The sequence below is a fragment of the Methylocaldum sp. RMAD-M genome (genome assembly GCF_017832375.1).
GTDB lineage: Bacteria > Pseudomonadota > Gammaproteobacteria > Methylococcales > Methylococcaceae > Methylocaldum.
In genome coordinates this window covers 24,888-48,384 of record NZ_JAFIBZ010000001.1, presented here as the reverse complement: position 1 = coordinate 48,384, position 23,497 = coordinate 24,888, and the positions used below count along the sequence as shown (strand labels likewise).

Genomic DNA, 23,497 nt, shown 5'->3' with positions numbered 1-23,497 from the left:
AACGCACTATATCAACCCGTGCTCAGCGAAAGAATAGGCTTCCCCGTCACCAACGATGAAATGATCGAGCACGCGTATATCGATGAGCGACAAGGCTTGCTTGAGCCTGTGCGTGATGTGCTTGTCGGCCTCGCTGGGTTCGGCGATGCCCGAAGGATGGTTGTGGGCGAATATCACGGCCGCGGCATTGAAGGACAAGGCCTTTTTCACCACTTCCCTAGGATAGACGCTGGCTCCATCTATGGTGCCCCGGAACAGTTCTTCAAATTCGATGATCCGGTGCTGATTGTCGAGAAAGAGAGCCGCGAATACCTCGTGAGGATGGCTGCGCAACTGCGCGGCGAGATAGCGGCGGGTCAGGTCGGGACTGGTTAGCGCGCTTCCGCGCCGGAGCGTCTCCTTGAGATGTCTTCGGGCCATTTCGAGCACGGCCTGAAGCAAGGCATATTTGGCCGTCCCGAGCCCGCGGCTGCGGCTGAACCGTTCGAAGTCGCTTTCCAGCAATGCCCTCAGCGAGCCGAACTCGGTCAGCAGTTCGCGAGACAGATCCACCGCGGTTTTGCCTTTGACCCCCGTGCGCAGGAAAATCGCCAACAGCTCCGCGTCCGACAAAGCCAGCGGTCCTTTTTGAAGCAGCTTTTCCCGCGGTCTTTCGTCGTCGGGCCAATCCGTGATGGGCATAGCTCCCCCCGTCCAATAAAGTGTTTCAAACCGAATCGCAGCAAAGCATAGAAGCCGTAACGCAAACTTGCCATAATGCGGCGGCTCAACCTCTTATCGAAACCAGCCAACATTGACCTATCTCACCGGTAAAAACATCGTTTTGGGTGTTACGGGCGGTATCGCCGCCTACAAAGCTGCCGAACTGACCAGACTTTTGCGTAATGCCGGCGCCTCGGTACGGGTCGTCATGACCCATGCAGCGACGGCTTTCGTCTCTCCGCTGACGTTTCAGGCGCTTTCTGGCAATCCGGTGCATACCGAGTTGCTCGATACCGGCGAGGAATCGGCCATGGGGCATATCAGCCTGGCCCGGTGGGCGGATCTGGTGCTGATCGCGCCGGCCACGGCCGATTTCATTGCCAAGCTCCGGATCGGACTCGGCGACGATCTTTTGTCGACGGTGTGCCTGGCAACCCGCGCCCCGATCGCCTTCGCCCCCGCCATGAACCAGGCCATGTGGGACAACCCGGCGACCCAAGAGAACGTCCGCCGCCTGTCCGACCGGGGCGTTCGAATACTCGGGCCGGCGGAAGGCGATCAGGCCTGCGGCGAGGTCGGCATGGGCCGGCTCTTAGAACCGCAACGGATTTTGGAGGAGTTGGAAAGCTTCTTCGGAGGCGGGGTTCTGGCCGGACTGTCGGTCCTGATCAGCGCTGGCCCTACCCGCGAACCGATTGATCCGGTGCGTTACATCAGCAACCGAAGCTCGGGCAAGATGGGCTACGCGCTTGCGGAGGCCGCCGGGCGGGCTGGCGCGAAGGTCAGTCTGGTGACCGGCCCCACGGCCCTGAAGGTCCCGAACGTACACGAGGTCTCATGGGTCGAGAGCGCCGCGGACATGTACCGCTGCGTCATGGACAAGGTCCCGTCCGCCAATATCTATATCGGCGCCGCGGCGGTGGCTGACTATTCCCCGGAAACCACAGCGAACCAAAAAATCAAGAAAAACCAGTCGGAGATGGTTCTGACACTGCGCAAGACCCAGGACATACTGAGCGCCGTCAGCGCCTCGCCGAAACGCCCGTTCACCGTGGGCTTCGCCGCCGAGACCGATAAACTCGAAGACTATGCCCGGCACAAGCTGGCGGCCAAATCGCTGGACATGGTGGCCGCCAACTGGGTCGGGCGTGACAAAGGCGGATTCGAAAACGACGACAACGCGCTCTTCGTTTGCTGGAACGGCGGTCATACCTATTTGCCGCTAGCTCCGAAGAAAACCATTGCCGAACAACTCATACGACTCATTGCCGAACGTTATCATGCGCAAAATTCAGTTAAAGATTCTCGATAAGCGCCTCGGGAGCGAGATTCCCCTGCCCCATTACGCCACCTCCGGCGCGGCCGGGCTGGATCTTAGGGCCTGCCTCGACGAACCGCTACGGCTCGAACCGGGCGAATCCAAACTGATTCCGACGGGGCTCGCCATCCACATCGAAGACCCCAATCTCGCCGCCGTACTGTTGCCGCGCTCGGGACTCGGACACAAGCACGGCATCGTGCTCGGCAATTTGGTCGGCCTGATCGATTCCGATTACCAGGGCCAGGTTTTCGTCTCCTGCTGGAACCGGGGAACCGAATCCTTCGAAATCCAGATCGGCGACCGTGTTGCGCAGATGGTGTTCGTGCCGGTAGTGCAGGTGGAATTCGAACGGGTCGATGACTTCGAAACCAGCCGAAGAGGCGCTGGGGGCTTCGGACATACGGGGCATCAATAGGATTCAGACATCCGGCGGAACAGCGTGCTTCCGCCCCACTCTCCTGGAGTCATCCGTGAAAAAGCAAGAGTCCATCGAAATCAACTCCGCAACCCACATCGCGCACGTCCTGATCGAAGCGCTGCCTTACATCCGGCGCTTCAAAGGCAAGACCGTAGTCGTCAAGTACGGCGGCAATGCCATGACCGAGGAACGGCTCAAGAACAGCTTCGCCCGGGACATCGTGTTGCTGAAGCTCGTCGGCATCAATCCGGTCGTCGTCCACGGCGGCGGCCCCCAAATCGGCAATCTGCTGCAACGTTTGGGCAAGACCAGCGAATTCGTGCAAGGCATGCGGGTGACCGATGCCGAAACCATGGATGTAGTCGAAATGGTGCTCGGCGGCCTGGTCAACAAGGAAATCGTCAATTTGATCAACCGGCATGGCGGTTCGGCGGTCGGACTGAGCGGCAAGGACGGCGACTTAGTGCGTGCCCGCAAGATCGTGGTCAAGCAACGTTCTCCGGAAACCGAGGAAACCGAGGAACCCGAGATCATCGATCTGGGCCATGTCGGCGAGGTCGAGAGCATCGACCCGTCCGTGGTGGACATGCTGGTACAGGGCGATTTCATCCCGGTCATCGCACCGATCGGCGTCGGTGCCGACGGTTTTTCCTACAACATCAATGCCGACTTGGTGGCGGGCAAAATGGCGGAGGTCTTGAAAGCCGAAAAGCTGATACTTTTAACCAACACCAAGGGCATTCTGGACAAGGAAGGAAGTCTATTGACCGGGCTATCCCTGTCCGAAGTGGATGATTTGATCTCGGACGGCACCATTACCTCCGGCATGATCCCGAAGGTGCGCTGCGCCACGGACGCTCTCAAAGGCGGCGTCGCCAGCGTTCACATCATCGACGGACGGATCGACCACGCCGTGCTGTTGGAGCTTTTCACCGATCAGGGGATCGGCACGCTCCTGATGCGTCGCTAACGGAACCGGCGCTTGAAACCTCGAAAAACCGCCTTCCCGGCGGTTTTTCTCTTCGCCAAGCCCAAACGCGGTTTCGGCTTGGCTTACGTTTTCAGCCGCTTACGCGGCCGAAAACGACGGGGCATCACTGCCCCGTACGAGCACCTCGAAGTTTTTCGAGGTGCCCGCTCACGAAACTCACCCAGGACCGGCCAAACCGGCCTCTACGTAAGGCTTGAAACCGGCACGGATCTGGCGAACTTCGGGGCTTGCGCAAAGCGTTTCGCCGACTGTCGACGGCCGGCACCGTATGTCGAGAAAAATGACGTTCTCGGTTTTGCGGGTGATGCGGGTAACGGTTGTAGTGAACTCCCGCTCGTCACGGGGAGCCGCCGTTTGCAGGATTTTGTCGTTATCGATGGATAACGGTGTATCGGTATGTTCGAGCAGGTAAGCTCGCGCAAGGCTCCACGCCTTGTCGCACATCGCTCCCGCTGAGCAGGAAACAGCGCTGACGATGATGTTCCCGGTATCGGACTTATCCGCGCTATTCGGCGACTCGATCCAGGTTTGATGCCATCTCAAGCCGCGCTTCGGGTCGTTGATCGCTTTGAAGCGGGCGATGTCCTTGGCAAAGCTATCCGAAATTGAGGCTTTTTCGGCTTCGATGCGCTTTATTTTCGCCTCGTGACCGGCGATCTGTCGTCGTGCCGCTTCCATTGTGTCGCGTAGACTTTTTGGAATCGCCTGCCCTTTTTTCTCCAGATCTGCGGCGCGCTTTTCCTGTCCGTCCAATAACGCCTGTTGGCGCTGTTTATTGGCTTCGGTCACCTTGATCAAGGAATCCAGCATGTTCAATTTTCCTTGCAAGGCCAGGTTGATCTCTTCCTCGCTGCGGTAGGTTCTGAGCAGCGCCAAATCCCGATCCCGCTGCCCGGCCAAAATCCGCTCCTGGTCGAGACGCAACTGTTTGAGCTGGTTTTCGCCCTCGATTTGCTCCGGCGACTTGACCCCCTCGAGCACTTCCACCTCATGCCCTTGGGCATCGAGCTTGGAGCGGCGGTGCTTGGCCTCCTCGGGCGGAACCCGGTCGGAGTAATGCACGGCGCCTTTTTCGTCGACCCACCGGTAAGTCGCGGCATCGCTGCCCGCCCCATAAACGGCGACGGCAAACGTGATCCAGGCAACGCGAAAACCGGTTAGAGGTGTCATAACACGCCGAATCGGGACTGGTATTCCCGAATCGCTTCAACGTCCGTGCGACGATTGGCCTTCTGAAGAAATTCGAGAATATTGCGCAGCGTGACGATGGAATAAACCGGCAACTGAAACTGATTGGCGACTTCCTGCACCGCGGAAAGCTCGCCCCGTCCCTTTTCCTGCCGATCCAGGGTGATCAGAACGCCGCTCGGTGCCGCCCCGGCAGCCCGGATGATGTCCACCGACTCCCTCACCGAGGTACCAGCCGTAATCACGTCGTCGACGATCAGCACCGAACCTGTAAGCGGCGCTCCCACGAGCGAACCGCCCTCGCCGTGATCCTTAGCCTCCTTGCGATTGAAGGCGAACGGGACTTCCTCCCCGGTTTCCCGGGCCAGGGCCATGGCCGCGGCGCAAACCAGGGGGATACCTTTATAAGCCGGGCCGTACAAGACATCGGCTTTGATGCCCTCGTGCAACATGGTCTTAGCATAGAACTCGCCGAGCTTTGCCAGACGGGCTCCGGTATCAAAGAGCCCGGTATTGAAGAAATACGGACTGTGCCGACCGGACTTCAGGGTGAAATCACCGAAGCGCAAGACGCCGCATTGGAGTGCGTATTCGATAAATTCCGCTTGGAATGGCTGCATGTATCGGGCTATATCTCTGTAATCTCGTTTTCTAAAGCCGCCGGCGAGCGAGTAGCGCCGATGATTTCGCACCGCTTCGCCGACGAAAAGGGTCTGATGTGCTTATTGAACTTTAGCACATCGGCGCAAGCGGCTCGGTTAAGGCACGGCTACCCGGCGAAGCAGCTCCTGGACAACGCGGTCCGACGACACGCCTTCCGCTTCCGCCTCATAGCTCAAGATCAAGCGATGGCGCAGCACGTCCGGAGCAATGGATTGAATGTCCTCGGGCGTCACGTAATCGCGTCCGTACAGCCAGGCTCGGGCACGGGCGCAGCGATCCAGGGCGATGCTGGCGCGGGGACTCGCGCCGTATTGCAGCCAGCGTTCGAGTTCCTTGCCGTAAGCTCCGGGGTTGCGGGTACTCAGCACCAGTTGCAGCAGATATTCCTCCAGGGTATCGGCCATATAGAGATCGAGCACTTCTTGCCGCGCCGTAAACAAGGTCTCTTGGCTGACGGACTTGAACTCCGCCTCCGAGGCGGCACGTCCGCGCCGGGATTCTTCCCGCACCAGCCGCAGAATCGCGCGCTCGTACTGGGCTTCGGGATAACCGATCCGGATATACAGCATGAAACGGTCCAACTGCGCCTCGGGCAGCGGATACGTTCCTTCCTGTTCGATGGGATTTTGTGTCGCCATCACCATGAACAGATCCGGCAGCTTGTAGGTCACGCGACCGACGGTAATCTGGCGTTCCGCCATCGCTTCGAGCAGGGACGACTGCACCTTGGCCGGCGAACGGTTGATCTCGTCGGCCAGCACCAAATTATGGAACAACGGTCCGGGCTGAAAATGGAACGAACCGTCCTGAGGACGATAGATCTCGGTGCCGGTCAGATCGGCCGGCAGCAAGTCCGGGGTAAATTGAATGCGGTGAAAATCGCCCTCGACGGCCCGGCTCAGCACGTTGATCGCCCGAGTCTTGGCAAGGCCGGGCGCACCTTCCACGAGAATGTGCCCATCCGCGAGCAGCGCGATCAGCATCCGCTCGATCAGAGTATCCTGTCCGATTACCTGGGCCGCCACAAACTGGAAGAGCCGTTGCACATCCTGTTGAGCGGGCGATAAAGTCCTTTCGGAAATTTCGTTCTCTTGAAACATGAGTAACGTATATCCCTCTTGAGTGAGTCGATTCGCAGGCGCTTCAAAACGATGGATTATAATTGAAGTCATCGTCCCGCAGCGCGCGGATTGCTCCGATCCGGCCTCTCAGAAAATGAAACAATCTCCGACACTACCGATTTTCCTCCCGGCCGGCCGACGCGCGCTTTTATTGATGTGCGCCCTGCTGGTTTCCTGTATGACCTATGAGAACCGCATTCCTCCCGTGCCGCTGCCCTCGTCGAACCGCGATCACGTGGACGTGGAGGGTGCTCGCGTGGCGGCAGAAGCTTACGCTGATCCCGAACAGGCAGAGCAAGCGTTCGGATTCGACATACGCAAAGCCGGACTACTCCCGGTACGTCTCCTCATCGATAATCAAAGCGCGAGCGTCGTCAGGGTCAACCCGCAGCAAACGTTTCTGATCGATCAGGATGCCCAGGCGTGGCCGCTGCTGACCGGCGAGCAAGCCCATAACCGCGTGGCGAGTGCCATGCAGTTCGGCACCCTGATGGGCAATGCGGCGCGAGGCGCCGCATGGGGCGCCGGTGCCGGTGCGCTGACCTCGTTCGCTATCGGGATGATCTTGTACGGCGGGTTTGGCGACGGACTCAGCAACGATCTGCCCGAACACGCCGCCGCGGGCGCCGGTGTCGGAGCAATCGTCGGCGGAGGACAAGACTCGCAAGACCTGGAAGACCGCATACGCCGGGATTTGATCGGAAAATCGCTGCGCAACCAGCGATTGCAACCAGGGGAACTGGCTTACGGCTATCTGTTTTTTCCCGGAAAAGAAGAAGCCCGAAGCGCCAAAATCCTGCGCATCGGGCTCGAACTCGACGGTTATCCGCAGGTCGTGAACCTGCCGCTAAAAACCGCGCCGCGCTGATCGCCCATCTTCAACCCGGTCAGCGGCCTATAGCCCGGTAGCCGATGTCGGTGCGGTAATACATGTTTTCCCAGCGGATTTCTCGCACCTTTTCATACGCTTTCCGCTGAGCTTCCAGAACGGATTCGCCCAAGGCGCACACACAGAGCACGCGTCCCCCGGCCGTAACGATCTTGCCGTCCGACCGCGCCGTACCGGCATGAAAGACTTTGGTATCGGCCCCCTCCCTTTCCGGCAAGCCCTCGATTTCGTCGCCTTTGTCGTAATCGAAGGGGTATCCGCCCGCCGCCAATACCACACCCAGTGCCGCGCGCTCATCCCATTCGGCGCTAACCCGGCTCAAGCGCCCTTCCACTGCGCCAAGACACAGATCGACCAGATTGCTCTTGAGCCGCATCATGATTGGCTGGGTTTCGGGGTCGCCGAAACGGCAGTTGAACTCGAGCACCTTGGGCGTGCCGTCCGGCGTGATCATCACCCCGGCATAAAGAAAGCCGGAGTAAGGGATGCCGTCCGCCGCCATTCCGCGCAGCGTGGGCTCGATCACTTCCTTCATGATGCGATCATGGATTTCCGGCGTCACCACCGGGGCCGGCGAATAAGCGCCCATACCGCCGGTATTGGGGCCTTTGTCTCCGTCGTCCCGCGCCTTGTGATCCTGGGACGTCGCCATGGGCAGGACGTCCAGCCCGTTGGCCATGACAATGAAGCTGGCTTCCTCGCCCCTCAGGAATTCCTCGACCACGACTCTATGGCCCGCAGAACCGAAGGCATTGCCCGACAACATGTCGGTTACGGCATCTACCGCCTCGTGTTCCGACTGAGCGATGACCACACCCTTGCCGGCGGCCAATCCGTCCGCCTTGATCACGATCGGCGCACCTTTTCGCCGGATATAGGCGACCGCCTCGTCGACCGCCGTAAACGTTTGGTATTCGGCGGTCGGAATACCGTGGCGAGCCAGAAAATCCTTACAGAATGCCTTGGAGCCCTCAAGCTGCGCGGCAAGCCGAGTGGGGCCGAAGCACTTGAGCCCCGCCGCGCGGAATTCGTCCACGATGCCGGCCACCAACGGAGCTTCGGGACCGACGATCGTAAGATCGATGGCCCGCTCCTTAGCGAATGCCAACAAGCCCGGAATATCCTCGGCCGCAATCGGACGATTCTCCACTTTCGGTTCGGCAAGCGTTCCGGCATTGCCGGGTGCGACGAAAACCGTCTCCACTTTGGGAGACTGCGCTGCTTTCCAGGCTAAAGCGTGCTCACGCCCGCCGCCGCCGACTATCAGTACTTTCATGGTTTTATTGCAGTTAATTTAAAGGATGGATCAAAGAATGGTAAAAACCCGCGATGCCGTTGAGAACGAATTGCGCCGCAAGCGCCGCAAGCACGATGCCAAGGACGCGGGTAATGATATGCACCTTGCTTTCGCCGAGGTATCCCGTAACGATTTCGCTGACGTACAACAGCAACCACGTGATCAGATAAATTGCGGCGATGACGCCGGCAAGCACGCTCATGCGACGGGTATCCGTACCGGCTCTATTGGCTAGCAGCAGAACGGCGGTAATGGTGCCGGGCCCGGAAAGCAAGGGTATTGCGAGCGGGAAAATCGCGATGTCTTCGCCTGCCGTGCGCTTTTCCTCGACTTTAGGCGCCTGAAGGCCGGCACGCTGCCCGAACAGCATGGGCATTGCGGTCACGAAAAGGAGAATGCCTCCGCTGATCGCGAACGCGTGCACGGTAACCCCGAGATGCGCGAGCAGATATTTGCCGGCCAGCAGAAAAAAAACCGTTACGCCGAAAGCGATGAGCAAAGCGCGGCTCAAGGTCTTGCGCCGCTCGCTTTTTCCCAGTCCGCGGGTCAAAGCGATAAACATCGGTGCCGCGCCGGGCGGATCAACGACCACGGCCAAAGTCAGAAAAGCCGTTAGCGCAAACTGAAACAAGCCTTCTTCCATCAACCGTTCGGCTGCGCTTGTACGGACGTCAGAAACCGAAGTCCTCCGCTCCCGCAAATCACATATCGCACTTTCAGATGGTTTCCCGTTGCGAACAGGACCGGCAGTTGGGACTTCTTGTCTTCCGGCACGCCATCGACATCCAAGTAATACTTATTCGTCACGCCTTCCTCGTCGGTCAGCAACACGCCTTTTTCGTAAGCATCGAAAATATCCTTCCCGCCCATTTCCTTGACGATCACTTCGTGTGCATTCTTCTCGGCTTCGCAACCAGGCCCACCCTGTCCCGCGATGGAAATTTCGACCGCAGCCGGAACCTCTACTTGCGGCTCCGGAATCGGTGCTCTACCGGGCTCCTGAGGCGCCGGCGGAACCGGCGGGATAACCTCTTCGGTAGGCGGTTTTCTGCCCACGATAAACAAGGCGGCCACGATCAATACGACCAACGCGACAGCAATGACTATGGCCCGCCGGGCCCATCGAACAATCGAAACTCTCTGCTTCTCCGGCTGCATATCTTCTCATCCCTTGCATAAGTCAAATGAACTCTTGGATTCCGTAAACGCCGACCTTCTCCCCGGTAGATGTCCCTGCGGCATCTCTACACGATCGGATACTACGGCGGATTCGAAAATCAAATGCCAGCGTCCTTCAGCATGGTCTCAAGCTTCGTCGGGGAAAATCCGGTCATTTTTTCATTTCCGACCAGGATGACCGGAACGGCCCTGCCACCGAGCTGATCGAATCGAGTCTTGGCGGACCGAGATTTCTCGATATCGAATTCATCGTAGGCAATACCGTGGCTTGCCATATACGATTTCGCCTTCCGGCACACGCCGCACCATTCGGTGGTAAAAATCGTCACTTTCTGGGATACCGCGGCGCCTTCAACCGATGAAACTTCGGGCGAGCCCGAGTAAGAGTCAATCTCGACGAGTTCGACTTTGGCACTGTTGCCGCCTTCCGCACGACTATCGGTGTACGTCACTTTTCCGTCGGGACCCGTTACCTTATATACCTCGGCTTTACTCGCGGAACCGAAAGCGACGACAAAGCACAGAACAACGAAGGACAAGCATTTCTTCATTAAACCCTCCGGTAGCGTGTATCGGGCCTGACGAGTCCGGCGAAACCGCAACGTCCCGTATAAGCGGACACGTCTGGCAGCCCTTGTCTCCATCTTCTTAAGGCCATTCTGCGAAAACATTCGAAGGAGCAACTATAGCGCATCGGGTACGACTGTTTACACTTCCGGGCCTTCGACGATCAACACTACAAACGTTCGATTGGGGCGACCCGCCCCGACATCACTCGGAACATCTCCGGAAAAGTATTTGTCTCAGGTTAAAGCCTTATCCTAGAGAAAACCGACAGTGCACTTGGATTGCCGGGAAAAGTCATCGACGTCGCTGGTAACGTGGGAGATTCGCGTTCGCTCGATGTTTCCGGTGGATAGATACGACTAAGGAGATCAGACGTGAACCGCCGCACTGTACCGATACTGCTCTGTTCGATTATTGCCGCGGGCATGGCTCATGGAAGCAACGGAAACACCTTGCCCCTTCGGTTCGACGCTGTTCTCAGCGGTTCCGAGGAAATACCCGCACCAGTGACCACCTCGATGTCGGGCCAAGCGGGTTTCGAATTCAATCCGGACGAAACCGTGATGTCGTTCATCTTGGCTCTCACCAATGGGGTAAACGTCACCGGAATCCAGCTGCATTGCGGTCCAGTAGGCGCGCCCGGGCCCGCAATCGTTCCGCTTCTGAATGCGATTCAGGGCAGCTGGGACGGCACACTGCAAGTACAATCGACCATAACCGGAGCCAATATCATTCAAGGGGTAGATTGCGTTTCCACGATCGGAAGAAACATAGCCACGCTTCCGGATTTGGCTGCGGCCATGAGAGACGGCAACATCTTCGTGAATGTCAGCTCGGCCGCATTTCCGGAAGGAGAAATCCGGGGGCAGGCACAGGTAAGCTCGGGTGATTTGATCTTATTGTCGCTGACCGGAACGCCCGATTCCGTCGCCCGAGTGCCCTTGCAGATCGGCGGAGAATCCGGCACCGTCGTCAGAATCGTGACCGAATCGCCCGTAACCGTGATCTCGCAGCCGAGCGGTTTCAATCCGCCGCTGAGAGAATTTCCGTCCTCGAGCTTTAATCCGCCCCTCAGAGATATGTCGACCTTTCCGTCCTCGGGCTTGAATCCCCCGTAGAAACGAGCCTTCAATGACCTTCGTGCACGTTAAAAGACGACGCGCCGCACGATCGGCCGATGCGCCGTAGTTTTTTGACTCAGCTTCTTGCAGCGAACACCACCACGGGCGTCTGCGTTTGCGTGAGCACGAAGCTCACGGGGTATTGACGGTTCGGCTCAGCCAGCGCGGCAGTGAACACCTCCGCCTTATTGGCGCCGCCGAACTGTAGATAGACTCGTCGGGCGTGCAAAATCCAAGGCAAGGTCATACTCATGCGTTCGGTTGGCGCGACTGCGCCCACTTGAGCGAGACAGGGCGGCGTATCCGCGACCGAACCTCCCAGAGCCAAACCGGCGTCTAAATTGGGACTGGCTGGGAATAGCGAGGCGGTGTGACCGTCGTCTCCCATGCCGAGAATCAGCGCCGCGAATGGCAGGGGCAGGCTTTCGAAAGTGGCCGCCAAGATCGCCTCGGCGTCTTCGGCGGACGCATTGCCGGTATAGAGCGGCACGAAACGAGCCGCCGCCGCGCGACCTTGCAGCAGATGAGTCTTGACCAGGGCGGCATTGCTGGCCGGATCGGTTTCAGGCACCCATCGCTCGTCCACTAGCGTGACGACCACGCGTGCCCAGTCCAAGTCTTCGTCGCGCAAAGCTTCGAACACGGGCACCGGCGACCGGCCGCCCGATACGGCCAACGCGGCCCGAGGCTCGGTCTGCAACACCGCGCGCAAGTCGGCAGCCACCGCGGCGGCGAGTGCCGGTGCGAGGCTTGCGTTATCGTCAAACCATCGAATGTCTACCATGTCTTAACCCTCGTCATGCCAGCCAAAACCGTCGCGCGACAGCAGCTCGGAAGATGCGGACGGCCCCCAGGTTCCTGCCGCATAAGGTTTCGGACCGCTCGGATCGGCGGCCCACGTGTTCAGAATCGGCTCGACCCAGCGCCAGGCCAGCTCCAGCTCGTCCTGGCGCACGAACAGCGCCTGGTTGCCACGGATGGTATCGAGCAGCAGGCGTTCGTATGCCTCGGCCCGGCGGCCCTTGAATTTTCCCGAGAAGTCGAGATCGAGCGACACCGGCTGAAGCTCCATCGAATCGCCCGGTGCCTTGGCGTTGAGGTACAAACGAATGTATTCGTCCGGCTGCAGGCGGATGACCAGCTTGGACGGCGCGCGCGAACCGCTGCTCGGCAGAGGAAAGATATGATGCGGCACATCATGGAAATGGACAACGATTTCAGCCAACCGAGTCGGCAAGCGTTTACCGGTGAACAGATAAAACGGCACTCCGGCCCAACGCCAATTGGCGATCTCCGCCTTGATGGCCACGAAGGTTTCCGTCTTGCTGCCGGCCGGGATATTGTCCTCTTCCAAATATCCCTTCACCTGACGGCCGCCCGAAACGCCAGCGCGGTATTGCCCGCGTACGGTCTTGGTCAAAACATCTTCCCGAGTGAACGGCACCAGACACTCGAGCACCTTGAGCTTTTCGTTGCGGATCGCGTCGGAATCGAGGCTGGCCGGCGGCTCCATGGCGACAAAACACAACAGTTGCAGCAAATGGTTTTGCACCATGTCACGCAATGCGCCGGTTTTGTCGTAGAACCCTCCGCGGCTGCCGATTCCGACATCTTCGGCAATCGTGATCTGAACGTTGCTGATCCACATTCGGCGCCACAGCGGTTCGAACAACGAGTTGCCGAAGCGCAGCGCCATCAGGTTCTGTACCGACTCCTTACCCAGGTAATGATCGATTCGATAGACTTGTTTTTCGTAGAAGAACCGATCCACATCCGCGGTGATCGCATTGCTCGATGCCAGATCGTGCCCCAGCGGCTTCTCCAGCACGACGCGGCTATTCGGACCATTAAGCCCTTGCCGGGTGAGATTGCTGCAAATCGTCGCAAACAGGAACGGTGCGGTGGACAGATAGAATACGGTTACCTCGGCAGGGGACTGCTTCAGCAAGGTTTTCAATGCCACGTATTGCTCCTGCTGGGTGGCATCGAGTTTCAGGTAGGTCAGGCGCGAGAGAAACGTCGCCCACACCGCATCGTCCCAGTCGGCCTTGGGCACGAATTGCCTGACCTTGTCATCCACCATGGCGAGGAAAGCCTCTTGCGTCAGGTCCAGCAGATCGAGACAGAGGATGCGGCCCGACTCCACCAGCCGGCCGGTCTTATGGCACTGGTACATCGCCGGCAATAATTTGCGCGTGACCAGATCACCGGCACCGCCAAAAAAAACCAGGTTGAACGATTGGGGAAATGGGAGCTGACTCACCGCAGAAACCTCTTGTTAAAGATCGTGCCGATTATGGCTCGGCCGAGCTCATGTTGTATAAAGGCAGACCCGGAAAACCCGGATGAAAAAACCTTGCAATACTACTCGCCGCCCCTCCCACTGTCCAGCCGCCCCTGGGCCGAACGGCCGCGTTTCTTGACACGCTTTTGCGGCTTGGATTAAATGTGGCGCCTGCGCCCCGTTGCAGGGCATGCTCTTGCCCATCGCCGACGCAACCCGAACAAGACGCCACTTCAGCCGGAAACATATGTCCCTACATCCCACATTGCTCGCCGTCACCGAGCGCATTCGCGCCCGCAGCCAAACCAAGCGTCAGGCCTATCTGGAGCGCATGAAACGCGCCCGTCAGAAAGGCGTCGAGCGCAATCGCATCGCCTGCACCAACGTGGCGCATGCCTACGCCGCGATGCCGACCAATGACAAACTGGTGTTGAAAGCCGCCACAGTCCCGAACATCGGCATCGTGACGGCGTATAACGACATGCTCTCGGCGCATCAACCGTACGAACAATACCCGGCGGTGATTAAAGCCGAGGCGCGGGCAGCGGGGGCGACCGCGCAGGTTGCCGGCGGCGTCCCGGCGATGTGCGACGGCGTGACTCAGGGCCAAAGCGGCATGGAACTCTCCTTGTTCTCGCGCGACGTGATCGCGATGTCTACGGCCGTGGCGCTTGCCCACCGCGTGTTCGATGCCAATCTGTTCCTCGGCGTCTGCGACAAGATCGTTCCGGGCCTTTTGATCGGAGCGCTGCGTTTCGGGCATCTGCCCGCCATTTTCGTGCCCGCCGGTCCAATGGCCTCGGGGGTGTCGAACGCCGAGAAAGCCAAAGTCAGACAGCTGTTCGCCGAAGGCAAGGTCGGCCGAGAAGCCCTGCTCGAATCCGAGATGGCGTCCTATCACAGCGCCGGAACCTGCACGTTCTACGGCACCGCCAACAGCAACCAGATGCTGATGGAAATCATGGGCCTGCAATTGCCCGGGTCGGCCTTCGTGAGCCCGGGCACCGAACTTCGCGAAGCATTGACCCGCGCCGCCACACGGCAAGCAGTACGACTCGCCCAGGACAAATCCTCCCCGAGCCTGTGCGACGTCGTGGACGAACGCGCCGTGGTCAACGGAATCGTCGGCCTGCTGGCGACGGGCGGCTCGACCAACCACACGATTCACCTGATCGCCATCGCGCGAGCCGCCGGGATAGAAATCAACTGGGACGACTTCAACGATCTGTCGGCGGTCGTTCCGCTGCTGGCCCGCGTCTATCCCAACGGCAAAGCGGATGTCAACCATTTCCACGCCGCCGGCGGTATGGGCTTTTTGATTCGCGAACTGCTGGATGCAGGGCTTCTGCATGAAGACGTCCAGACCGTCCTGGGGCTGGGTCTGCGCCGCTGGGCGGAAGAACCCTGGCTCGACAATGGTCAACTGGCCTTTCGCCCCGCCAGCGAGAAGAGCCTCGATACCGCGGTACTGGCACCGGCCGGCGAACCGTTCAGCTCGGACGGCGGATTGCGCCTGGTTACCGGCAATCTCGGCCGCGGGGTGATTAAGGTCTCGGCTGTCGCACCCGAAAACCGGGTGGTGCGCGCCCCCGCCATCGTATTCGACGACCAGGAAGACTTGATTGCCGCCTTCAAACGCGGCGAACTGGAACGGGACTTCATCGCCGTAGTCCGTTTCCAGGGGCCGCGCGCTAACGGCATGCCGGAACTGCATCAGCTCACCCCCTCGCTCGCGGTCCTCCAGGAGCGCGGATTCAAGGTGGCCCTGGTTACGGACGGCCGCATGTCCGGCGCCTCAGGAAAAGTTCCAGCCGCGATTCACATTTCGCCCGAGTGCGTGATGGGCGGCCCGCTCGCCAAGGTGCGCGATGGCGACATGCTGGTGCTCGATGCGGTGGAAGGCCGCCTGGAGGCCGAGGTCCCGGCCGCCGAATGGAACAGCCGCGAGCTCGCCACGGCCGACCTGTCGCGCAACCAGTTCGGCTGCGGACGGGAGCTGTTCACCGGCTTGCGCCAACTGGCCGACACCGCGGAACGCGGCGGCGCCACTTTCCAGTTCGACGACTGACACGGCTCTCCTTTTTTGCAACCGACGAAGAGATTCCTGTTATGAACCTTGACCAGATCATTGCCGCGACCAGTGTCATGCCCGTGATGGTGGTGGACCGCGTGGAAGACGCGGTACCGCTGTCCCGCGCCTTGGTGGAAGGCGGCATTCGCGTATTAGAAATCACCTTGCGTACCGCCGCCGGCCTGGACGCCGTACGGGTGATCAAGCAAGAAATCCCGGACGCGATCGTCGGCGTCGGCACCATCGCCACGCCGGCTCAGCTCGATGCCGCGATTTCCGCCGGTGCGCAATTCGGCGTTTCGCCGGGCACGACGCCCACCCTGCTGAAGGCGATCGTAGACAGCAAGCTGCCGTTTTTCCCGGGCGTTGCCACCATGTCCGAAGTGATGCAAGTCTTGGAAGCCGGCCTCGACGTCATGAAATTTTTCCCGGCCGTGGCTGCGGGCGGCATCAAGATGCTCGACTCGTTCAGAGGTCCGTTTCCGAACGTGCGTTTCTGTCCGACCGGCGGGATCAACGTGCAGAACGCGCCGGATTTCTTCAAGCTTCCCAATGTCGTCGCCGTGGGCGGCTCCTGGCTCACCCCCAAAGACTTGGTCGCCAGCGGCAATTGGGCTGAAATCACGCGCTTGGCTCGCGAAGCCTCGGCACTCAAGCCGTAATTACAAAGGACTGATTGGCCCGTTCGGAAGAATCATTTTAGTCGCGACCTTCCAATCGCAGACAGTGGCTTTAGCGGCGTTGTCGGCAAAGGATTGCCGACCTACGAACAGATCATAGGACGTGCTGAACGAAGCGTAGCGTGGCAAGGCCGGTTTGCGCGGCAGCATCGCCCGGACGGTGCCGGACAGGGATGGTCCGGCATGGTTCGCGATTGATGCTTGTCCTGAGCCTAGTCGAAGGGCGCTTCGTCCCTCAGCACATCCTACGCCCTGAGCTGTCGCAGATGGTAGGGTGGGTTAGGTGCGCCAGCGAGAAACCGGATTTGGCCGCATGGCTAGACGCGCACCGTAACCCACCGAATGGGACGGAAAAAAGTCGGAGGTCGGCAATCCTTTGCCAACATCTGAAAAGATGGGCACGGCCTGTTGGCCTTTGCCCATCCTACGGCTCTCGGTTAGCGGCATCTTATCGGGGACATCGCCGCATCCCGAATCACTCATCGATCGCCTTGATCCTCGGCACGTGCCGGCCGCCTTCGAATTCGGTGGACAGGAAGGTTTCAACGATCTTCTTTGCCATTTCGAGACTGATGATCCGCTGGCCCATGGCGATACAGTTGGCATCGTTGTGCAACCGGGTGAGATAGGCGGTTTCCTCGTTGAAGCAATAGCCGCAGCGGCAGCCCTTGACTCGGTTGGCAACGATGGCCTCGCCGTTCCCGCTGCCGCCCAGCACGATGCCACGCTCGACTTCGCCGTTGGCGACAGCCACGGCGCACGGGCGAATCCACGTGGGATAATCGGTTCGTTCGTCGCTGAAACAGCCGTAGTCGACGACCTCATGGCCAAGAGAACTTAGCCAAGTACGCAGTTCTTCCTTGTAGGCGAATCCCGCGTGATCAGAAGCGATGCCGATTTTCATGATGACTCCTTATTGATTTAAGGTAGGCGGACACCCGCGTCCTTCACCGGGACAGCGGGCGAAAAAGTATAACCGCGGGAGAAGCTCCTCCATCAACCGCGATCGTCGGCGGCTTTCAAGACGTCCAGCATCTCGCGATGAATCAGACCGTTGCTGGAAACGATGCGGCCGGTACTCAAGATCTCGTCGCCGCCGTCGAAATCGGTAACGGTACCGCCCGCCTCGCGCACCAGCACGATGCCGGCCGCAATGTCGTGCGGCTTGACCTTCATCTCCCAATGTCCGTCCAACTGTCCCGTGGCCGTATAGCACAGGTTGAGCGCGGCCGAACCAATACGCCGCGTGGCTTGCGCGCTGCGCTGAAAGCCGAGGAAATTCTTCATATTGCTGTCGCTGGTATGGGTATCGTAAGAGAAACCGGTAATCACCAGAGCACGATTCAGCACCAGCGTCGCGGACACGTGAATCGGCCGGTCGTTGCGCGTGGCACCCAAACCGAGCGCGGCGGCGAATGTCTCGTCTGTGGCGGGGTTATACACCACGCCGAGCGAAGGCACGCCGTCGATCAGCAAACCCATCGATACGCAGAACATCGGAAACCCGTGCGCGAAGTTCACGGTACCGTCGAGCGGATCGATGTGCCAGAGGTAATTCCGCGCAGGCGGGCGAGATTCCTCGGCGCGATAAGCTCCGCCCTCTTCGCCGACAATTTGGTGAGAAGGGAAAAGCTTGCGCAGTTCGCCGACGATGAACTGTTCGCTGCGGATGTCGTATTCGGTGACCGGGTCGATATCGCTGGTCTTGAACTGCACCGCAGTGCCGCGACGGGTTTCGAATCCCTCTCGAAGAATGGCCCCTGCGCCACGGGCGATCGTGACGGCGGCACCAAGGATGTCGGTAAGCGAAGGATCGGTTGATTGCATTGTTCCGTGCCGTTAAGAAAACAGGCCGGCCATTCTACATCAGACGGCGAAAGAGCCGCAGCGTGACGATTTCCGCGGCTCCGGAGACAGTAAGGCGTTCTTATAAGTGGGCGAGCATCGCCTCGGCGCTCGAGACTTCGAATTTGCCAGGCGCCTCGACGGCCAGATGCTTCACGACGCCATCGTCGACGACCATCGCGAAGCGCTGGCAGCGTACACCCATGCCTTTTTCGGTCAAATCGAGTTCGAGTCCGAGTTTCCGGGTGTATTCGGCGCTGCCGTCGGCCATCATGCGCACCTTGCCGCCGGCCTTCTGATCCCGGCCCCATGAAGCCATCACGAAAGCATCGTTGACGGCCATGCACCAGATTTCGTCGACATCCTTGGCTTTCAGCTTGTCGAAATTCGTGACGTAACCGGGCAGATGTTGCGCGGAGCAGGTCGGCGTATACGCGCCCGGAAGGCCGAAAATCACGATTTTTTTACCCTTGACGAGATCGCCGACATTCAACGGTTGCGGCTTCATCGGACAGCCAATAGCCGGGTCGAACTCGGTAGACTCGTACAGCTTGCCCTCGGGCAGGCGATCTCCAACTTTGATGGTCATGGCATCTCCTTAGGTGGTTGCAGTTAGAACGGATAGGCGAACTAAATCACGTCGACGCAAGGGCCTCGTGCTTTTCCGCGATGAGTTTCAACAGCGCCTTGTGCGGATCGGCGAACTTTGCCGTCCCTTCATCCATCAGGACCTGCTCCATCTTCGCCACGTCCACCTTGGCGTCGATCTCGTCTAGGACGGCTTGGGTCGGCAGTTGATCGACCTTGCGCGTGTATTGCTTGTTGAGCCCCTCGACAGCGTCGTTGGTGGCGGGCGGATTGGTCTGGATGTCGCTGCCGGCCAAGGCTTCCACGTATTTGTCGGGCGGATCGCCGGGTTTCTTGGTGCCGGTGCTGGCGAAGACGATTTCCTGCTGGAGTGGCAGATTCCTGTCCTTCCAGAAGGACTGATTAAGCTGCCAGAGACGCTTGACGTTAACGATGCCGACCTGTCCCTGGGCGTCGGGACTGAGCTCCGGAATCTGCTTTTCCGTGTATACGTCCACACGCGAGACGAAGATGCTGTACACACTCTTGAAATGAGCGAGGCTCGGGCGCCGCTGCGCACCGCGCCAAACGGCCTCACGGGCGATCTTGTACTGGCGCTCGGAGAAAATGAGGGTGACGTTGAGATTGATTCCGGCAGCGGCCAATTCCTCCAGCGAATCCAGCCCGGCCGGGGTCGCGGGAACCTTGATCAGGCGGTTGACGTGCCCGCTGCCCCAATGCTTGCCGAGCTCGATGTACTCCTTGACGCGTTTGGCGTGAGGCAGATTCAGCTCGCGGTCTTCGAGGAGCGGATCGAGCTCGAAACTGACGTAACCGTCGTTGCCGCGGGTTTCTTCCCAAACGGGCAAGAACACCTCCTGAGCGTTGCGCACCAGGTAATCGGTCATCTCCCAGGCGATGGCCGAATTGTCCATGCCTTCATCGAGCAACGCGCGCATATGATCGTCGAAGCGGCCCGTGTTGAGGATGTCGGCGATGATGATGGGATTGGAGGTCGCGCCGGTGGCCCCGAGAGCGCGGTCTCTTTCGACCAGTTCGGGATCGATGGAATCGAGCCAGAGTTTGGTGCCGGTGGAAATCAAAGATCTTAGTGACATGATGAGCTCCTTGCGGGGTGTTAAAACCCAATGCATTGCTCTTTTGACTTGTCGGCCAAGACAAAAGCGCAACGTTAGTAAAGAAATTCAAAGCACTCCCCATGTGCTCTCCATTCAGCAACCATGCGCTCGCGCTGAACCGGTGTCAAGTGCGAGAGTCGGGCGGACGGGGCGGATCGGTCGATGCTGTCAAAGCCCTTGCGGTGGAGACGATCACCGATTCCTGCGACACTATGATGTGCACGTTAATTCGCAAAAAGGATGAATCATGACTGACCGAAAACTCCGTTGGGGCATACTTGGTGCCGCGCGCGTTAACGAACGCCTGATGCCCGCCATCGTCGATGCCTCGAATGCCGAACTGGTCGCCATTGCCAGCCGCCGTCCCGGAGCGGCCGCCGAGACACTGGCGAAATACGCGCCACAACAACAGGGAGTCCGGACTTATGACAAGCTCGACGCGCTGCTCGACGATGCCCAAGTGGAAGCCGTTTACCTGCCTCTCGCCAACCACGAACACGCCGAATGGGCGTTGCGCGCCATACAGCACGGCAAACACGTACTGTGCGAGAAACCGATGGCGCTGACCGTCGCCGATATCGAAGCAATCGAAGCCGCGGCACGCCAGCACAAGGTGACCGTGATGGAAGGCTTCATGTACCGCTTCCACCCGCAGCATGCGCGCGTGCGGGAGCTAATCCGCTCCGGCCTCGTCGGCGACATACGCTCCGTCCGCGCCACCTACTCGTTCATGATGCGGCCGGCACGCTTGTATCGCCTCGCGGAAAGTGTCGAGCGCGGCGGCGGCGCCATGTGGGACATCGGTTGCTATGCGATCCATTCGGCCCGCATGTTTTTCGGCGAGCCGCCCCTCGCCGTCACCGCCATCGCGAAATACGTCGAGAGCGGCGCGGATATCACGACCAGCGGCATCATCGATTTCGGAGACGGCAAACATGCCCATTTCGATTTCAGCTTCGAACGGGCGCGGCGCTCGGAATACGAAATCATAGGCACCAAGGGCGGCTTGAAATGCCATACCGTCTGGCAGCTTCCGGGCGATATCCCGGTGCTTTCGTGGTGGACCGAAGACGGGCGGCAGTGTGAAGAACGTCTGCCCGCGGCCAACCATTTCACACTGGAAATCGAGCATTTCAGCGAATGCGCGCTGACCGGAAAAGCGCCCCAGCTTTCGCTGGACGACGCAAAGGACAATTGCCGGATCATCGTCGCCGCTTTGGAGTCCGCGGCTAACGGGCGAACGGTAAAACTGAGCCCATAGCGCCGAAAAAGCCCGGCGCGCTACACCGAGTCCTATATGCCGCAATTCTGTCGGGCCATGTTCGGAAAGCTCTTCAGGCCCTTCGACGAACCGTAAGCTCTGATTCCATTCGTGATGGACCTGTCGAAGATTCTCCTCGGTCCGGACGAAGAGAATGAACGACATCAAAGTTGTTCAGCGTTTCGTTGATCTGGTTTTGTCGGAAAAACAAAAAGGGCTTTGGACGCCTAGCCCAAGGCCCTTTTTGTTGAATAACCGCAAGCCCGGCCAAACAAATTCAAAATCATTCGCAATACTCCAAAACAAGTAGCGACATCGGCACCAACCGGCTTAAGCACGATTCTCAAAAATCACACCAACTATACTTGTTATTAACCCGGCCTATAAATATAGGCCGGGTTAATCCGGGGCAGGGATGCCCCGGCGCGGCGACAAGCCGCGTGAGCCCAGGCCGGGCGTGTACCGGCCTGGGCGGCGGCCCGAAATACCAGGAGGGTATTTACGGGCCTGATTAATAATCGTGCCTTTCGGATTGTTTTTGGAATGCCTCCTATGGACAAGTCTTTTGATTCTCACGGAATAACCACCCTGGGTAAGGTCAAGGTGCCCGTCGGCGATCTGAAGATCGGGATGTATGTATGCGAACTCGATCGTCCTTGGCTGGATTCACCGTTTCTGTTTCAAGGATTCATGCTCGCGACACAAGCGGACATCGAAGCCGTTCGGAAGGTCTGCGATTACGTCTACATCGATTCCTACCAAACAAAATATCCGGAAACGGAGCACACGCAGCAGCCCGCCAAATCCTCGTCCATATCGTGGACCGCCGCCCCGCCCGAAAAGCACCTATCCGTCGAACAAGAGATCGACAACGCCGAAAACACGCATAAGCAGACAAGCAAGCTGGTCAAGACATTCATGGACGAAATCCGCTTCGGTCGCGGCCTCGATATTCAGCTTGCAAAAGAGGCCGTTTCCGAATGCGTGGACAGCGTCTACAAGAATCCCGACGCCATGCTGCTGTTGACCCAGCTCAAGAATCGGGACGAGTACACGTCCCAACACTCCATGAACGTCTGTATCTTCTCGATCGTGCTCGGCCGCCACTTGGGCATGTCCGTCGACGAGCTACGGAATCTCGGCTTGTCCGGGCTCATGCACGACATGGGCAAGATGAGAGTCCCCCTGGAGGTCCTCAACAAACCGGGGCGGCTCTCCGATGAAGAAATGACTCTGGTAAAGGCGCATACCGTGCACGGCCGAGAAATACTCATGTCCTCCCACGGCATCTATCCCGGTGCCATCGAGGTCGCTTACCAGCATCACGAAAACCTCGACGGAACCGGTTATCCCACCGGCCTCACCGATGCCGAAATCCCCTCTTTTACCCGGATAGTCGCCGTTGCCGATACCTACGACGCCGTCACCAGCGATCGCGTGTATCAATCGGGGCGTACTCACATGGAGGCGATCGCGATTCTCTACAAAGAGAGCGGAAAACATCTTGATGCCGAACTAGCATCGAAATTCATCGAATGCCTTGGCATCTACCCGGCCGGAAGCCTCGTTGAAATGAGCAACGAGGAAGTAGCCCTCGTTATCGAAGTCAACCCTCGGCAAAAACTCAAACCGAAAGTCATCATGCTGCTCGATTCGGAAAAAAATCCGCAGCCCCATCGCATCGTCGATCTGGCGAAAATCGACCTGGATCCCTGTGGGCAACCCTATCGAGTCAAGACGATGCTGAAAAACGGAAGCTACAACGTCGATATCAAGCAGCATTACGAACGGGGGCTCATTCAAAAAGCCGCCAGGTAGAATAAAGCCAAGCCGCCGCTGATCCGGGCGGTGCCCGGGTCGGTGATGGATCGAATGGATTAAGCTGTCTCGCCGGATACCCCTTCCGTGGCCTTGAGACACAGGTGACTAGGATTGACGCAACATTGAACGTTGCATTTGTGGCAAACGCACTGTCCAGTCGGGATGTGTCCGAAATGGACTTCCCAGAAGTACTCGTCCGGATGCACGTTTTCCCACTCTGCGTTCATGCGCCTACTGTCCTCCTGCATTGACCCAATCCATATCCAGCACCCGGACTCGGTCACAGGAACGACATATTCCATGAGTTTCTCAATCGAGATTCGATTGTCCATAATCGCGCTCCGTTTCTAGCGGAGTCCACAATCACAAATT

The 23,497-nt window shown here is 58.9% G+C and carries 24 protein-coding genes; 10 read left to right on the top strand and 14 right to left on the bottom strand.

Going from position 1 to position 23,497, the window contains the following annotated elements; genetic code table 11:
• Positions 1 to 6: 6 nt before the first annotated feature.
• On the bottom strand, positions 7 to 681 hold the full coding sequence (radC, locus tag JOD69_RS00190) for a DNA repair protein RadC (protein ID WP_086133166.1): 675 nt from the start codon (positions 679 to 681) through the stop codon (positions 7 to 9).
• 112 nt (positions 682 to 793) lie between these two features.
• On the opposite strand from radC, the gene coaBC reads away from it, so the two are divergent.
• The 3 genes from coaBC to argB are packed head-to-tail and all read left to right on the top strand — an operon-like array spanning position 794 to position 3,411.
• Complete coding sequence (gene coaBC / locus JOD69_RS00185) at positions 794 to 2,014, top strand: bifunctional phosphopantothenoylcysteine decarboxylase/phosphopantothenate--cysteine ligase CoaBC (protein ID WP_077730283.1); 1,221 nt, start codon at positions 794 to 796, stop codon at positions 2,012 to 2,014.
• On the top strand, positions 1,983 to 2,438 hold the full coding sequence (gene dut, locus JOD69_RS00180; RefSeq protein ID WP_077730282.1) for a dUTP diphosphatase: 456 nt from the start codon (positions 1,983 to 1,985) through the stop codon (positions 2,436 to 2,438). The genes coaBC and dut overlap by 32 nt, the downstream gene beginning before the upstream one ends.
• A 55-nt stretch (positions 2,439 to 2,493) precedes the next feature.
• Positions 2,494 to 3,411: an acetylglutamate kinase gene (argB, locus tag JOD69_RS00175; RefSeq protein WP_086133167.1), complete on the top strand. Its 918-nt coding sequence runs from the start codon at positions 2,494 to 2,496 to the stop codon at positions 3,409 to 3,411.
• Between the two features lie 177 nt (positions 3,412 to 3,588).
• Here argB and JOD69_RS00170 read toward each other — a convergent pair whose 3' ends face one another.
• The 3 genes from JOD69_RS00170 to JOD69_RS00160 form a co-directional block, all read right to left on the bottom strand.
• Positions 3,589 to 4,602, bottom strand: coding sequence for a DUF4124 domain-containing protein (locus JOD69_RS00170; protein ID WP_086133168.1), 1,014 nt, complete (start codon positions 4,600 to 4,602; stop codon positions 3,589 to 3,591).
• A complete protein-coding gene (gene pyrE / locus JOD69_RS00165) occupies positions 4,599 to 5,240 on the bottom strand; it encodes an orotate phosphoribosyltransferase (RefSeq protein ID WP_086133169.1) in 642 nt (213 codons plus the stop codon). The genes JOD69_RS00170 and pyrE overlap by 4 nt, the downstream gene beginning before the upstream one ends.
• Before the next feature lie 138 nt (positions 5,241 to 5,378).
• On the bottom strand, positions 5,379 to 6,383 hold the full coding sequence (locus tag JOD69_RS00160; protein ID WP_077730278.1) for a MoxR family ATPase: 1,005 nt from the start codon (positions 6,381 to 6,383) through the stop codon (positions 5,379 to 5,381).
• A 199-nt stretch (positions 6,384 to 6,582) separates the two neighbouring features.
• Here JOD69_RS00160 and JOD69_RS00155 point away from each other — a divergent pair, with 199 nt between their 5' ends.
• Entirely contained in the window at positions 6,583 to 7,272 is a 690-nt protein-coding gene (locus tag JOD69_RS00155) for a hypothetical protein (protein ID WP_240506781.1), read from the top strand.
• Positions 7,273 to 7,291: 19 nt separating this feature from the next.
• Here the strand turns inward: JOD69_RS00155 and purD are convergent, their stop codons facing one another.
• The 4 genes from purD to JOD69_RS00135 all read right to left on the bottom strand — a co-directional run bounded on the left by purD (position 7,292) and on the right by JOD69_RS00135 (position 10,320).
• The gene (purD, locus tag JOD69_RS00150; RefSeq protein ID WP_086133171.1) at positions 7,292 to 8,569 is read right to left on the bottom strand and encodes a phosphoribosylamine--glycine ligase; all 1,278 of its coding nucleotides are present in this window, start codon (positions 8,567 to 8,569) and stop codon (positions 7,292 to 7,294) included.
• Positions 8,570 to 8,582: 13 nt separating this feature from the next.
• Positions 8,583 to 9,233 carry a MarC family protein gene (locus JOD69_RS00145; RefSeq protein ID WP_086133172.1) on the bottom strand — a complete coding sequence of 217 codons (651 nt, stop codon included), beginning with the start codon at positions 9,231 to 9,233 and terminating at the stop codon, positions 8,583 to 8,585.
• Positions 9,233 to 9,748, bottom strand: coding sequence for a hypothetical protein (locus JOD69_RS00140; protein ID WP_086133173.1), 516 nt, complete (start codon positions 9,746 to 9,748; stop codon positions 9,233 to 9,235). Before JOD69_RS00140 ends, JOD69_RS00145 begins: the two co-directional genes overlap by 1 nt.
• Positions 9,749 to 9,867: 119 nt before the next feature.
• A complete protein-coding gene (locus JOD69_RS00135) occupies positions 9,868 to 10,320 on the bottom strand; it encodes a glutaredoxin domain-containing protein (protein WP_168175406.1) in 453 nt (150 codons plus the stop codon).
• A gap of 390 nt (positions 10,321 to 10,710) precedes the next feature.
• Here JOD69_RS00135 and JOD69_RS00130 point away from each other — a divergent pair, with 390 nt between their 5' ends.
• Entirely contained in the window at positions 10,711 to 11,454 is a 744-nt protein-coding gene (locus JOD69_RS00130) for a CHRD domain-containing protein (RefSeq protein ID WP_086133174.1), read from the top strand.
• A 79-nt stretch (positions 11,455 to 11,533) separates the two neighbouring features.
• Here JOD69_RS00130 and pgl read toward each other — a convergent pair whose 3' ends face one another.
• Positions 11,534 to 12,241, bottom strand: a complete 708-nt coding sequence (pgl, locus tag JOD69_RS00125; protein WP_086133175.1) for a 6-phosphogluconolactonase — start codon at positions 12,239 to 12,241, stop codon at positions 11,534 to 11,536.
• A gap of 3 nt (positions 12,242 to 12,244) precedes the next feature.
• Entirely contained in the window at positions 12,245 to 13,720 is a 1,476-nt protein-coding gene (gene zwf / locus JOD69_RS00120) for a glucose-6-phosphate dehydrogenase (RefSeq protein ID WP_166642659.1), read from the bottom strand.
• 268 nt (positions 13,721 to 13,988) lie between these two features.
• Here zwf and edd point away from each other — a divergent pair, with 268 nt between their 5' ends.
• Complete coding sequence (gene edd, locus JOD69_RS00115; RefSeq protein WP_086133176.1) at positions 13,989 to 15,809, top strand: phosphogluconate dehydratase; 1,821 nt, start codon at positions 13,989 to 13,991, stop codon at positions 15,807 to 15,809.
• Between the two features lie 41 nt (positions 15,810 to 15,850).
• Complete coding sequence (locus JOD69_RS00110) at positions 15,851 to 16,474, top strand: bifunctional 4-hydroxy-2-oxoglutarate aldolase/2-dehydro-3-deoxy-phosphogluconate aldolase (protein ID WP_077730269.1); 624 nt, start codon at positions 15,851 to 15,853, stop codon at positions 16,472 to 16,474.
• A gap of 493 nt (positions 16,475 to 16,967) precedes the next feature.
• Here the strand turns inward: JOD69_RS00110 and rpiB are convergent, their stop codons facing one another.
• The 4 genes from rpiB to JOD69_RS00090 all read right to left on the bottom strand — a co-directional run bounded on the left by rpiB (position 16,968) and on the right by JOD69_RS00090 (position 20,022).
• Positions 16,968 to 17,396, bottom strand: a complete 429-nt coding sequence (gene rpiB, locus JOD69_RS00105) for a ribose 5-phosphate isomerase B (RefSeq protein ID WP_077730268.1) — start codon at positions 17,394 to 17,396, stop codon at positions 16,968 to 16,970.
• A gap of 92 nt (positions 17,397 to 17,488) precedes the next feature.
• Positions 17,489 to 18,319 (bottom strand): inositol monophosphatase family protein, encoded by an 831-nt coding sequence (locus tag JOD69_RS00100; protein WP_210023718.1) that lies wholly within the window; start codon positions 18,317 to 18,319, stop codon positions 17,489 to 17,491.
• Between the two features lie 100 nt (positions 18,320 to 18,419).
• Positions 18,420 to 18,926, bottom strand: coding sequence for a peroxiredoxin (locus JOD69_RS00095; RefSeq protein ID WP_077730266.1), 507 nt, complete (start codon positions 18,924 to 18,926; stop codon positions 18,420 to 18,422).
• A 46-nt stretch (positions 18,927 to 18,972) separates the two neighbouring features.
• Positions 18,973 to 20,022, bottom strand: coding sequence for a transaldolase family protein (locus JOD69_RS00090; RefSeq protein WP_210023717.1), 1,050 nt, complete (start codon positions 20,020 to 20,022; stop codon positions 18,973 to 18,975).
• Between the two features lie 268 nt (positions 20,023 to 20,290).
• On the opposite strand from JOD69_RS00090, the gene JOD69_RS00085 reads away from it, so the two are divergent.
• The 3 genes from JOD69_RS00085 (at position 20,291) to JOD69_RS00075 (ending at position 23,122) form a co-directional block, all read left to right on the top strand.
• Complete coding sequence (locus JOD69_RS00085; protein WP_086133179.1) at positions 20,291 to 21,304, top strand: Gfo/Idh/MocA family oxidoreductase; 1,014 nt, start codon at positions 20,291 to 20,293, stop codon at positions 21,302 to 21,304.
• Positions 21,305 to 21,458: 154 nt separating this feature from the next.
• The gene (locus JOD69_RS00080) at positions 21,459 to 21,614 is read left to right on the top strand and encodes a hypothetical protein (protein WP_210023716.1); all 156 of its coding nucleotides are present in this window, start codon (positions 21,459 to 21,461) and stop codon (positions 21,612 to 21,614) included.
• 242 nt (positions 21,615 to 21,856) lie between these two features.
• Positions 21,857 to 23,122, top strand: a complete 1,266-nt coding sequence (locus JOD69_RS00075; RefSeq protein ID WP_077730263.1) for an HD-GYP domain-containing protein — start codon at positions 21,857 to 21,859, stop codon at positions 23,120 to 23,122.
• The last annotated feature ends 375 nt before the right edge of the window (positions 23,123 to 23,497 follow it).

What these genes read in the sequence shown, in the direction of transcription:
- dut (WP_077730282.1), top strand. Translation starts at nt 1,983, where the DNA reads ATGCGCAAAATTCAGTTAAAGATTCTCGATAAGCGCCTCGGGAGCGAG.
- JOD69_RS00170 (WP_086133168.1), bottom strand. Translation starts at nt 4,602, where the DNA reads ATGACACCTCTAACCGGTTTTCGCGTTGCCTGGATCACGTTTGCCGTC.
- JOD69_RS00110 (WP_077730269.1), top strand. Translation starts at nt 15,851, where the DNA reads ATGAACCTTGACCAGATCATTGCCGCGACCAGTGTCATGCCCGTGATG.
- JOD69_RS00090 (WP_210023717.1), bottom strand. Translation starts at nt 20,022, where the DNA reads ATGTCACTAAGATCTTTGATTTCCACCGGCACCAAACTCTGGCTCGAT.
- edd (WP_086133176.1), top strand. Translation starts at nt 13,989, where the DNA reads ATGTCCCTACATCCCACATTGCTCGCCGTCACCGAGCGCATTCGCGCC.
- radC (WP_086133166.1), bottom strand. Translation starts at nt 681, where the DNA reads ATGCCCATCACGGATTGGCCCGACGACGAAAGACCGCGGGAAAAGCTG.
- JOD69_RS00135 (WP_168175406.1), bottom strand. Translation starts at nt 10,320, where the DNA reads ATGAAGAAATGCTTGTCCTTCGTTGTTCTGTGCTTTGTCGTCGCTTTC.
- pgl (WP_086133175.1), bottom strand. Translation starts at nt 12,241, where the DNA reads ATGGTAGACATTCGATGGTTTGACGATAACGCAAGCCTCGCACCGGCA.
- JOD69_RS00155 (WP_240506781.1), top strand. Translation starts at nt 6,583, where the DNA reads ATGACCTATGAGAACCGCATTCCTCCCGTGCCGCTGCCCTCGTCGAAC.
- pyrE (WP_086133169.1), bottom strand. Translation starts at nt 5,240, where the DNA reads ATGCAGCCATTCCAAGCGGAATTTATCGAATACGCACTCCAATGCGGC.
- JOD69_RS00145 (WP_086133172.1), bottom strand. Translation starts at nt 9,233, where the DNA reads ATGGAAGAAGGCTTGTTTCAGTTTGCGCTAACGGCTTTTCTGACTTTG.
- JOD69_RS00160 (WP_077730278.1), bottom strand. Translation starts at nt 6,383, where the DNA reads ATGTTTCAAGAGAACGAAATTTCCGAAAGGACTTTATCGCCCGCTCAA.
- rpiB (WP_077730268.1), bottom strand. Translation starts at nt 17,396, where the DNA reads ATGAAAATCGGCATCGCTTCTGATCACGCGGGATTCGCCTACAAGGAA.
- JOD69_RS00095 (WP_077730266.1), bottom strand. Translation starts at nt 18,926, where the DNA reads ATGACCATCAAAGTTGGAGATCGCCTGCCCGAGGGCAAGCTGTACGAG.
- JOD69_RS00075 (WP_077730263.1), top strand. Translation starts at nt 21,857, where the DNA reads ATGGACAAGTCTTTTGATTCTCACGGAATAACCACCCTGGGTAAGGTC.
- JOD69_RS00100 (WP_210023718.1), bottom strand. Translation starts at nt 18,319, where the DNA reads ATGCAATCAACCGATCCTTCGCTTACCGACATCCTTGGTGCCGCCGTC.
- JOD69_RS00140 (WP_086133173.1), bottom strand. Translation starts at nt 9,748, where the DNA reads ATGCAGCCGGAGAAGCAGAGAGTTTCGATTGTTCGATGGGCCCGGCGG.
- JOD69_RS00080 (WP_210023716.1), top strand. Translation starts at nt 21,459, where the DNA reads ATGAACGACATCAAAGTTGTTCAGCGTTTCGTTGATCTGGTTTTGTCG.
- JOD69_RS00085 (WP_086133179.1), top strand. Translation starts at nt 20,291, where the DNA reads ATGACTGACCGAAAACTCCGTTGGGGCATACTTGGTGCCGCGCGCGTT.
- purD (WP_086133171.1), bottom strand. Translation starts at nt 8,569, where the DNA reads ATGAAAGTACTGATAGTCGGCGGCGGCGGGCGTGAGCACGCTTTAGCC.